Origin of the sequence: Silvanigrella sp. (genome assembly GCF_044369315.1) — a bacterium.
Taxonomy (GTDB): Bacteria; Bdellovibrionota_B; Oligoflexia; order Silvanigrellales; family Silvanigrellaceae; genus Silvanigrella.
The window spans coordinates 1-10,317 of sequence record NZ_JBIPMD010000107.1 but is presented as its reverse complement, the minus strand read 5'-3'; the positions used below and the strand labels follow the sequence as shown (position 1 = coordinate 10,317).

At 31.1% G+C, this 10,317-nt stretch carries 10 protein-coding genes and 1 tRNA gene; 6 read left to right on the top strand and 5 right to left on the bottom strand.

The window, feature by feature from the left end; translation table 11 throughout:
* Positions 1-346: 346 nt before the first annotated feature.
* The 3 genes from ACIQ56_RS09830 to ACIQ56_RS09820 are packed head-to-tail and all read left to right on the top strand — an operon-like array spanning position 347 to position 1,492.
* Positions 347-523 carry a hypothetical protein gene (locus ACIQ56_RS09830; RefSeq protein WP_397600887.1) on the top strand — a complete coding sequence of 59 codons (177 nt, stop codon included), beginning with the start codon at positions 347-349 and terminating at the stop codon, positions 521-523.
* A 37-nt stretch (positions 524-560) separates the two neighbouring features.
* A complete protein-coding gene (locus tag ACIQ56_RS09825; RefSeq protein ID WP_397600886.1) occupies positions 561-917 on the top strand; it encodes a hypothetical protein in 357 nt (118 codons plus the stop codon).
* Between the two features lie 41 nt (positions 918-958).
* Positions 959-1,492 (top strand): hypothetical protein, encoded by a 534-nt coding sequence (locus tag ACIQ56_RS09820; protein WP_397600885.1) that lies wholly within the window; start codon positions 959-961, stop codon positions 1,490-1,492.
* Positions 1,493-1,511: 19 nt separating this feature from the next.
* Here ACIQ56_RS09820 and ACIQ56_RS09815 read toward each other — a convergent pair whose 3' ends face one another.
* Positions 1,512-1,922 (bottom strand): hypothetical protein, encoded by a 411-nt coding sequence (locus ACIQ56_RS09815; protein ID WP_397600884.1) that lies wholly within the window; start codon positions 1,920-1,922, stop codon positions 1,512-1,514.
* A gap of 472 nt (positions 1,923-2,394) precedes the next feature.
* Between ACIQ56_RS09815 and ACIQ56_RS09810 the strand changes: the two genes are divergently transcribed.
* The 3 genes from ACIQ56_RS09810 (at position 2,395) to ACIQ56_RS09800 (ending at position 5,575) form a co-directional block, all read left to right on the top strand.
* A complete protein-coding gene (locus ACIQ56_RS09810) occupies positions 2,395-2,646 on the top strand; it encodes a hypothetical protein (protein ID WP_397600883.1) in 252 nt (83 codons plus the stop codon).
* Between the two features lie 219 nt (positions 2,647-2,865).
* Positions 2,866-4,167, top strand: a complete 1,302-nt coding sequence (locus ACIQ56_RS09805; RefSeq protein WP_397600882.1) for a VapE domain-containing protein — start codon at positions 2,866-2,868, stop codon at positions 4,165-4,167.
* Positions 4,168-4,417: 250 nt separating this feature from the next.
* Positions 4,418-5,575 carry a tyrosine-type recombinase/integrase gene (locus tag ACIQ56_RS09800; RefSeq protein ID WP_397600881.1) on the top strand — a complete coding sequence of 386 codons (1,158 nt, stop codon included), beginning with the start codon at positions 4,418-4,420 and terminating at the stop codon, positions 5,573-5,575.
* A gap of 411 nt (positions 5,576-5,986) precedes the next feature.
* On the opposite strand, the gene ACIQ56_RS09795 is transcribed toward ACIQ56_RS09800, so the two are convergent.
* The 4 genes from ACIQ56_RS09795 to murF all read right to left on the bottom strand — a co-directional run bounded on the left by ACIQ56_RS09795 (position 5,987) and on the right by murF (position 10,256).
* Positions 5,987-6,061 (bottom strand) — tRNA-Arg (locus ACIQ56_RS09795).
* Between the two features lie 77 nt (positions 6,062-6,138).
* Complete coding sequence (locus ACIQ56_RS09790; RefSeq protein WP_397600880.1) at positions 6,139-7,950, bottom strand: peptidoglycan D,D-transpeptidase FtsI family protein; 1,812 nt, start codon at positions 7,948-7,950, stop codon at positions 6,139-6,141.
* Positions 7,951-8,368: 418 nt separating this feature from the next.
* Complete coding sequence (locus tag ACIQ56_RS09785; RefSeq protein WP_153420921.1) at positions 8,369-8,653, bottom strand: hypothetical protein; 285 nt, start codon at positions 8,651-8,653, stop codon at positions 8,369-8,371.
* A 52-nt stretch (positions 8,654-8,705) separates the two neighbouring features.
* Positions 8,706-10,256, bottom strand: coding sequence for a UDP-N-acetylmuramoyl-tripeptide--D-alanyl-D-alanine ligase (gene murF / locus ACIQ56_RS09780; RefSeq protein WP_397600879.1), 1,551 nt, complete (start codon positions 10,254-10,256; stop codon positions 8,706-8,708).
* Between the last annotated feature and the right edge of the window lie 61 nt (positions 10,257-10,317).

The window sequence follows — 10,317 nt, the reverse complement described above, 5'->3', positions numbered from 1 at the left end:
TGAAGTTTACTACAATCGTGTTAGAAAGCATTCGTCGAATGGATATCTGTCTCCAGTTATATTTGAAATAACTAGACCAATGAAAAAGGTCGGTTAATTGTGTCTATAAAATTGGGGGAAGATCATACATGGTAAGTTAAATACGGATTTTCTCTCAATTATAGACAAAATAAATCGTAAGGAATTTACGATTCAATTTGAAAGTACAGTTATTAATTTTGAACAAGAATTTTTAAAAGCGAAAGAGGAATTTACTGAAATTCTATCTGATACTTTATCGCAAGATTTAGGAAAAACATGGACCTCAGCAGAAAAAGTATTGTTGAATGGTGGTGGTGAATCCTTCTTGGTTGACCATAAATGGAATTGCAAAGGACGCACTGTTCGGCTTGGAATGTTTGCAAATCTAATTGGTGCATTATTTATTGCTCAGGAAGAATCCGGAGAAAAAATGAATAGTGATATGTTACCAAAGTTGCTTGACATAGGGATGGATACTCATGAATCCTCGAAGGAAGTTTAAATAGTTAACGTCCGAATATTTCCTTGAGGAGTTCAAAATGGAAGATAAAAATAAAAAAGGTTACGTTAAAATTGATTTCGATTTAACGAATAAATTAGACAAAGCAGTCTATGATTTTTTCCAAAAAATGTATTTTGGATACAAAAAAAAGTTTGTAGTTGCTTGTGCTCGAAAGTATTTGAATCACAATTCAGATCAAATGAAAGAGATATTGGATGACCTTGAATTAAATATGTCTCATATTTCTGTTAATTTAAATGAGTCTCAAAGTGCTCCTCAGAAGTTAGAACAAAAACCATATCAAGATGAAAAAAAGAATCAAAACTTAAGTCAAAGTTTAGAAAATGACAGTCTAAAAAAGACAAACTCTTCAAAGCTTTTTAAGAAAACCTGAATATTTTTGCAATATAATTTTAAGGAAAGGTGTTTATTGTGATGAAAAATGTAAATGTTCTTTTCGGATCTATTTCAATAATGTGTCTAGTAATTAGTTGTGGTGGAGAAAATGCACTTACAAAATACGGTTCCGCAAATGATGTTTGCTCATTGCAAATAGATTCGACTACATGGCAAGTTTCATCAACGCCAAATCAAAATATATTTCCAATAACAAACTCTTTTGCATCGGTTCAGGCTTCAACTTTAAACTGTGGATCACTATTTTCAGGTTCAAATAATATACAAATCTCAGTAAATTTTAAATCTCCTGTTAATAATTTGATTGGTCAGCAATTGGCTTTAGTTAGTTTTTCAGTAGGCTCAAAAAGTTTGATTCAAAGCGATACTTCGTTAAATTTTATTACTGGAAATTTAAAAGGAACGATTGTTGACAGTCGAACAAATTCAAATTGGAAGCCTCCATTTTCTGATCCGGGATTCATGACTTTTACTTTTCAAATTCCTACTTCAATTGTTGGACAAACTAATTCGTACCCAACTGGAATAATTTATTTTGACCAAGTAAATTAAAAATTTGTAAAAAATTACTTTAAATTACACCAGATTTTTTTAAAACTTCATTAAAAATTTTATCTTTTTCATCTATATATTTTTTAAGTTCATTCATTGTTGAATCTCTCAACTCAGCCTCATATCCAGTTTTGTATTGTTGTTTAACAAAAAAACCAGCTGTAGAACTTTCGCCTAAAATTTGTCTTCCAATAATGAGTGAAGCGGTTAAATTTTTCTCAAGATCACTAACTTTTGAAGTTAATTTTTTAATTTCAATTGTGTTCAGAGAGAGTTCATTCATGGATTTTTTTTCAAAACTTTCTTTGTTACTTTTAAAATCTTCAATGATCTTGGTGCAAGTTTCATTCAAACTTACTTCGTTTTTTTCAGAAATATTTTTTAAAAATTCATACATTTCATTCGTGAATGTAATTGAGATTCGTTTCATTTTTAAAATCTCCATTGCACCAAAAATGGTGCATAAACTATTGTTGTTAAATAAGGAATAAATTCAACTTCATATAAAGTTTGAACCATTTTTGGTGCATAGTCAACTATAGAAATGATAAATGCACCGTATTTGGTGCATTTAATAATGCTTATAATAAAAGAGAAATATGAATAATAAATCAGAATTTGCACCGTGTTTGGTGCATCAATGAGTTATTTTATAATCTATTGTATTTATTAATAAAATTATTCTCATACGTTTGCCACTTCGTGGCGTAGTGTGTGGAAGCAAACGGGCCCCAGCCCGTGCAGCGCGCCTTGAGAGTTTTTGATTTGGATTTTGAACCGGCGCGAGATGATTTTTGAAGTCACCCAATTTGTCTGTGCCGGTTAATTTGAATATATTAGATAACAATTTTCAATTTATTAAATAACAATTTTATAATTAATATCATTTAGGAGATTAATTAATGGAAATAGATACTAAAACTTCTTTTATAAAAATTAACAACAACGATCTTGCAATTCAAGCCCTTAAAAAAGGTTTAAGATTTTGCGGTAACATTACAAAATTAGGAATTCACTCAGGTATTACAAGACAAACTCTAACAAATATAGCTAGAGGTAAATCTTGCACCCATGCAACTCGATTAAAGCTCGAAGCATTCATTGAAGAACAAGAGCAAAGAAAAGGAAGGCCATTTAAAGGAGCTCGGTTGTAATTAAATAAAGTAACTATAAAATTTATTTAAGGCTATTTATAAAATATTTAATTTTATTCAATAAAAATAAAAATAATTTATTATTTAAATTTCACAAAAATTAGATAAGAAAAGCCTCAGGTGGCAGCCTAGAAGCTTTTAAGAACTTTTGCAAAGGAAGAAAAGTATGCTTTATGATAAACCTTTAAGTTCAAAAAATCAAGTTGCTAAAAAAAAATAATGCCTTTATCTACTAATGAAAAAAAGAATGAAAAGCTAGAAACATTTATTTATGCGACCTCAATTGATGAATTACTAAGGAAAGAAGTACAAAGATTTAAAAGTAAAGGATTTAGTGATAATAAAATTATTGAATATATTTTTCAAAATTCTTTAAAAAATTTTTATTATTATGCCTCAAAAAAAGATATACCTACAAAACGTATTAAATTTAATAAAGAACATATTTTAAATACCTTAAGCGTCATGTACCATGAACAGTCTTACTTAGATATGGAAGAAATACAAAAAAATATTAAATATAATGGCAAATCATTTAACGAATCTCTAAATATTTTTGTTAAATTTCTAACTCCAGCTTTAAAAAATGACAGCCTAATTTATCCAGAAATTGTTGCAAAAGTATTGATGCACTTTATTTGGCAAGTAAAAAGAAAAATTGCAAATTTAAAAGTACAAAATCATTTATGCCCTGTCCTTATAAATACAGAACAAGGTGTTGGTAAAACAGAATTTGTAAAAAACTTTTGCAAACCATTTAGTAATTATTCTCAATTTTATGCACTTAAAAAAACATCTGAAGTTGCAGATACAAGAGAAATAGCTTCTAATATGGAAAGGAATATTTTGTTTTTAGATGAATTATCTAGTTCAGAAAAAAGCGATATATCATACTTAAAAAGCATTATTACAGCAGAAATGCTTTCGCCAAGAATATTAGGAACGAATCGTATTATTCAAGTTAAAAATAATGCCACTTTTATTGCAACTGCAAATATTGAAAACCTATCGGAGAAAATAAAAGATGAAACAGGAAATAGAAGATTTTTTCCAATTGAAGTTAAATCATTTAAAAATGTAAATATTTCTATTGAAAGCTTAAACGAGTTAAATTATTTAACAGAAAGCCAAAGGCAACAAGGAAATTTATATCCATTAGAATTTGATGGATCATGGTTTTGGACTTTAATTGATGAAAACTGGGATTGCTTTTTATCTCTAGAAGAACTTTCAATTATTCAAAAAAAACACACGTCTATGACAGATATTGAAGGCTTTTGCGATATGTTTAGTTTATCAATTGACATGAACAGAAAGGCAATCTTAGTTTCAGACTTATTCTATGTATTTAAAAAATTATATCCAAGAAGTAAGTTTGATCAAATTAAAAGATTTTCACAAGAAATAACCAAAAGATTTCCTGAATCAAAGACAAATAGCGCCGGCAATAGAAAAAAGGATATAGGCTTTCATTTATATGTTAATGAAACTTTTAATGAATATTTATGTAGAATAATTTAGATCTTAAAAAACATAATAAAATTATATATTTTAAAATAATTGAATTTTGCCTCATCATGTGTAAAATAATGTAAAGTTTTGACAAAAAAGAGGAAGCTACCTTGCAAGCACTTCCCCTTTAATCAAATTACAGATGACGTTTTTTGACAAGAAAATAATCACACAAAGTAGGTAAGAATTCAAGCCTAACTTTGTGATTTGTTACATGCATTGAGGTGTCTTTTAATTCAAATGAAAGGACACTTTATAAATGAAAAATAAGCAATCTAAACTTACTGGTATCAGATTTATTCCTCGTTTAAATTTGTGGGAAGCAAGAATTTCAATAAATGGAGAACAAAAATCAAAATCATTTCATTCTAAAGAAGAAGCTATAAAATGGCGTGATAAATTAAAAAATCCTTCTGTTTTAAATTCATTACATTGCGGCAATTTGTTTCAATTATGGTTAAAAAATCCTTTTGGAAATTACTCTCCTCAAACAATTTATATTTATGAACAAAATGTACGTCTTTATATACTACCTGTTTTTGGAAAGTTAAAACCAGATGAAATAGATGATAATTCTATTTTAACTTTTGCTTTAAAATTAGCAGAAACTCCTACACAGCAAGGAAACAAACGTGCGCTTAAAACAGTGCGAAATATATTAGGAACTTTAAGTACTTTTTTTGAATGGTGTTGTTTAAAAAACTATATTATTCAAAACCCAGTTAAAGAACCTAAAGTATCTCAAAACATTTCTCGCTTATTTAAACGTGAACGAATGGACTCTAAATTTACTACAAATATTAAAAAGAAAGCATTAAATAGTGAAGAAGCTAAAAAACTTATTGCTCAAGCTTACGAGCGAGGTTTTCAAACTGGAATTATTATTGAATTTTTAATTTATACAGGCTTACGCATTGGCGAAATTGCAGCTTTAACTTGGGGTGACTTGCAATATTTAGATTCAAATCAAATTGGCCTTGGTTCACTATTTATTTCTGTTAATAAAACCATGAATCATAGAACAAAAAAAATTCAGCATTCGGCAAAATGCAATTCTAATGGATTTGTTGAAGTGTCTTCTTTAATAGCGACTAAACTTATACAATGGAATAATAAAGCTCATACTTTCGGTTACTCGATAGAAAAAAGTGCAATCTTATTTCCAATGGTAGCTAAAAGCCCACACGAATTTTCTAAAACGATTTCTTCATTAGCAAAAAAAGCGGGCATAAAACATACAACTGCTCATAGTTTGAGGCATACAACAATAACATTTTTGGCAAGTGCAGGTCATTCCATGCAAGTTGTTCAAAAAATAGCACGACATAAAACATCCGAAATGACAACTGCTTATTTTGATGCCACACAATTACCAATTGCTGGTATCACATCAAGCATAGATAAATTCTTAGCATAACCTTTAAAACTATTTTTTGAATTTGATATAAGGGGCAGATCAATAAATTTGTCTGAACTGAAGTTAAAAGGCCTTGCCGGTGATTGCCGTAATGCCGACAAACCTCCGATGAAAAAAAAGCCCTTGTCGGCACATACTTTACTTACAGAGAGTAAAATAAATACTATTTGCCGATGACTCCGATGGAAAATGCTTAACTCCAGAAATTTTTTTTGCGAAATCAGACTTTTCCTTTGGTACCAATTGGTCCCAATTATTTTTGATAAAAATAGGGACGAATTTGCTCGATCGCACAAAAAGTTATCCTTTAGTCCCAAGAGGTCCCAATTAGTCCCAACCAAAAATTGGGACTAGACCCTTGGGACAATCTTGCTGGGTGATTTAACTCTTTGATTTTATTCATAAACATTATGGCGGACCCAGCAAGAATCGAACTTGCGCTTCAGGCTTCGGAGGCCTACGTGATATCCACTTCACTATGGGTCCTTAGATAAAGAATTTGCAAATCTTACTAAGTGGATTGTGGCACATTAGCCTTGCAACAGAGAGTTTGTAAAGTCAAGTTATTGTAACGGGGTTTTATCTTCGGTTTTTGAAAGATAAGCGTTGGCAAAAGGTTCAACGCTAAAAACACCTTGTGAATTTAAGTAGTCGACGGTTCTTCTGCCAATTTGACTAAACACAGGACCAGCGAGCATGGCACCATAAGCAGGTCGCACTCTTACTTCATCGAGCACAACAATAATAGCAAGTTTAGGATTATTTGCAGGAATAATTCCTTGATAAACTGCGGTTCTTTCTGAATAAGCTTTATCTTTATTGGACCAAATTTGTGCTGTACCTGTTTTACCACCAACGTAAACTCCAGGAATTCTTCCTGCGTTACTTTCTTCAATTACTTTACCCATCATATTAGAAACCAATTTACTTGTTTCTTTAGAAATAAATTGAATAGGTGGTCCCACAAAATTCTTTTCTGCTTCTTTGTCTTTTGCAATTAAGTTAACACCACGATCTTGTCCTCCACCTGCCATAATAGAGACAGCATGAGCAAGTTGTAGAGCAGAAATGGCGTAACCTTGTCCAAAGGACATATTTGCAAAACGCATTTCACTCCAGTTTTCTGGTTTATGAATACGTCCTTTCCATTCCCCTGGGAATCCTGTTCCTGGGGAGCGGCCAAATCCGACTTTCATAAGAGATTCATATAATTTTTCACGTCCTGCTTTTAGAGAGATTTGATACATTCCTACGTTACTGGAGTATCTAAGAACACCTTGTGTATCTAAGCTATGATCTACAGGGTGGTCATCCCGAATTTTTCCACCTGGCAAAAACATTTTTCCGCCGCGAACATCGAACATGGTATTTGGCGTTATAATACCAAGGTCAAGAGCTTTGGCGATCCACATTGGTTTTGAAGCGGAACCAAGTTCAATGGCATCCATGACAGGACGAAAACGGCGCGCATCGGGATCATTATTTGGTGGATTATTTAAGTCATACGTAGGATAACTTGCAATTGCTAACAACTCACCAGAAGTAACATCAATCACAACAGCACTTCCGCCTTTTGCTTTTGATTTAATGGCACCATCACGAAGAGCATTTTGTGCAAATTGTTGAATAGAAAGATCGATAGACAATCTTAAATTAGGGAGATTTTGAGAAGGTTTAGAAGCATCGTTTGGAGTATCAATCACAACGCGGCCGCGGGCATCGCGACGGGCATCTACTTTTGTTGGTTTTTCAATTAGACGAGTGTTATAAATTTTTTCAACACCTTCAAGGCCACTTCCATCTGCTCCGACAAATCCGATCAATTGAGCAGCGACATCTTTTTCGGGATAAATACGTTTTGGTTCATCAACCGTGTCTAAAAAGTTTTTCCATTTTTTAATAGAACCGATTTCATTTAAGTCGGTTTGAGTCATTTGACGTCTAAGCCAAACGAAATTCTTTTTTTCTTTTTTTAACGCTTCTAAGTCTTGGTATGGTACTTTAATTTGTTTTGCTACTTTTCTAAGCGTTTCTTCATCTTTAGGCATTTTACGAGTTAAAATAAATAAACTGGTACTGGAAACACTCACAGCAAGAACTTTTCCATTTCTATCGGTAATGGTTGCTCGCGGTTTTGACAACGTAACACTGGTTTCAAATTGCCTCGATCCCGTAGCAAGTAGTTTCGATCTTAAATCTGTAGGTAATACGGTTAAATAGGCATATCTCATTAAAATTAAAAACAAAGCTGCAAAAAAAATGGCACTCATTATGAATGCTCTTTTTCTATAGTTAAATTCAACTTGTATTAATTTAGGATTAAAATAATTTTTTGTTTTTTGTATAAATGTTGTTTTGTTTTTATAGTTTTTCATACATATTCTTTCAAAATTTAAACCATCTAAGTTTTTGCTTGAAATTTATTAGGAACATCTTCATTTTTTTTAAATGTGTTTTTAACTAAAAAAAGAAAACAAAGAAATAAATATGATTAAATGATATTCACTTAAAAACTTTGATTCCCTTTGAAATTTAACTAAATATCAGACAACAAGTTGATACAAAGAAAAATTTTTAAAACACAAATAAGATGTATCTTAAGCTTTTGCTATTTTCAATTTTAAATGAATCCTTTTTATACGGGATGGCAAGAATGTCGATTTCTTTTTTTGCTTTTGAAGTGAATTAAAGACAATTAAAAAAACGAGGATCATTTTTTATGTTTTAGGTAAGACAAAATTTTAGATACAAAAAAAGCAATAACTCATTTTACATGATTTTTATTGCTGTTTTTTATTGATATGCAGCATCACTATAATAAACTAACCATAATAATGAACTAAAATCCCGAGCAGCAATATGTTTCCCATTATCACAGGCATCAAATAAAAGTTTTCTTTGATCCTCTGTAGCTAATGAAAGATCGATCCCAAGCTCTTCTCCTAAAATATTCCAAAGTTTAAACATCTGATCCTCATTCAATGAGAGAACTACATCATCCTTGGGATCAGAGTGGCGATCGACAAAAGAGTTTTCAAGGATTTTTAATAGTTCATTTTGAAGTACTTCAGGTCGCATAGTATACACCTCCCGAATTTCAAAATTGCTCAGATTACCGAGTGTTGCTAACTCAACAATATTTTTCCTCAATAGATTTAACCACTCTATCAAGTTTCATTCCTCGGCTGCCTTTAATCAAAATAACATAACCAGAAAAGTTCACATCAATATCAGTTAGAAACTGACTAGGCTCTTCATTAGCGTCGCGCCAGAAAAGCCTAGAATTATTATTCGATATTAACGTATCTTCATTTTCTTTAAGTAACTTATAACAATCATACATGGCGGATCCATAAAGGCACAAGTAGGCGTTCTGGATATTTTTTAGCGAGTTAAACACTTTCTCATGCCAGTATTTTGACTCGCCCCCGAGATCAAGCATGTCACCTAAAATAACAATCTTATTTTTTTCTTTCCATTCCTTATTTTCTATGGATTGTAATGCTGCCTCTAAACTCATTGGACTCGAATTGTAACAGTCATTAAATAAAATAGTTCCATTTTTTAATGTTGTTACTCTTGAACGCATGGGTGGTGAAACGAATTGAGACCAACCCGAAACAATTTCGTTCAAACTTCTATTTTGCATTATAGCAGTTGCAAACGCTAAAGCAAAATTTGCGGCATTGTGTTTTCCAGGCAAAGGAACATTGAATTTTATATTTCCATTTAACTTTAGGGTATTTATATTTGAAAAAATTTCAAATATAATATCACTTTCCGTACTAGATTCTTCAGGAACATTCCAGACAATAATTTGAGAAATATGTTCTAATAAACTTTCTTTATTAATAAAAATTGTTTTTAGTTTGTTTTTTTCAATAACAACAAAATCATTTTCTGTATTCATAAAATGATTTGAACCCGACTTTTTAGATTTTAAATTATCTTCAAATGCTTGTAATATTTTATCATCTTCAAATTGCCATACTCTTTTTGTATTTGGATTTTGAAAAAAAATGAGTTCTTCTTTTGCTGCTGTTTCCCAATTGATTAAATGCTCTAAATGTTCAGGCCCTAAAGCAGTTATGATAGAAATATCGGGTGATCCTAAAGCAACATGTTGCTCCATAGCTCCTATATCATCTATTCCAATTTCAAGGACTAAAGCATTTGGGGGATTCTTTTTATTATGCTCTTGTTGACACAAAGTAACAGCCATACCTAAAAAACCATTTTCACTTTTTTCTGTTTTTGTTACTTTAAATTGATTCCCACCTAATAAACTGGCAAGCATTTCTTTTGTTGTTGTTTTTCCGTTACTTCCCGCAACCCCTATCACAGGAAATGAAAAACGAGATCGCATAAATTTTGCAAACTCTCTAAATTTATCAAGAACATTTTCAACTTCGATGCATTTTTTTCTATTTTCAATGGAAAGTTTATTTAAATAATTCGAATTTTTATTTACAAGTGCAACCATTGTTCCCTTTGCAAAACAATCCTCTAAAAAAGAATGAGCATCAAAACGTTCCCCTTCAATTGCAACAAATAAATGTTGAGGTTTTACTTTTCTGCTATCTAAACAAACGCCATCAATAATTATATTTTCGAAATCATTTCTTTTTTTTGAATCTTTTGTAATTACTTGATAAATTTCATTAGCGGTAAGAGGCCACATTTTGTGTTTTCTCCATATTTATTATAACTTAAATCAATTTATGCTACTTTAAGACACTCTC

Excerpts from the sequence above, each read along its gene's own strand:
- ACIQ56_RS09825 (WP_397600886.1), top strand. The coding sequence starts at position 561 with ATGGAAGATAAAAATAAAAAAGGTTACGTTAAAATTGATTTCGATTTA.
- ACIQ56_RS09820 (WP_397600885.1), top strand. The coding sequence starts at position 959 with ATGAAAAATGTAAATGTTCTTTTCGGATCTATTTCAATAATGTGTCTA.
- ACIQ56_RS09815 (WP_397600884.1), bottom strand. The coding sequence starts at position 1,922 with ATGAAACGAATCTCAATTACATTCACGAATGAAATGTATGAATTTTTA.
- ACIQ56_RS09810 (WP_397600883.1), top strand. The coding sequence starts at position 2,395 with ATGGAAATAGATACTAAAACTTCTTTTATAAAAATTAACAACAACGAT.
- ACIQ56_RS09805 (WP_397600882.1), top strand. The coding sequence starts at position 2,866 with ATGCCTTTATCTACTAATGAAAAAAAGAATGAAAAGCTAGAAACATTT.
- ACIQ56_RS09800 (WP_397600881.1), top strand. The coding sequence starts at position 4,418 with ATGAAAAATAAGCAATCTAAACTTACTGGTATCAGATTTATTCCTCGT.
- ACIQ56_RS09790 (WP_397600880.1), bottom strand. The coding sequence starts at position 7,950 with ATGAAAAACTATAAAAACAAAACAACATTTATACAAAAAACAAAAAAT.
- ACIQ56_RS09785 (WP_153420921.1), bottom strand. The coding sequence starts at position 8,653 with ATGCGACCTGAAGTACTTCAAAATGAACTATTAAAAATCCTTGAAAAC.
- murF (WP_397600879.1), bottom strand. The coding sequence starts at position 10,256 with ATGTGGCCTCTTACCGCTAATGAAATTTATCAAGTAATTACAAAAGAT.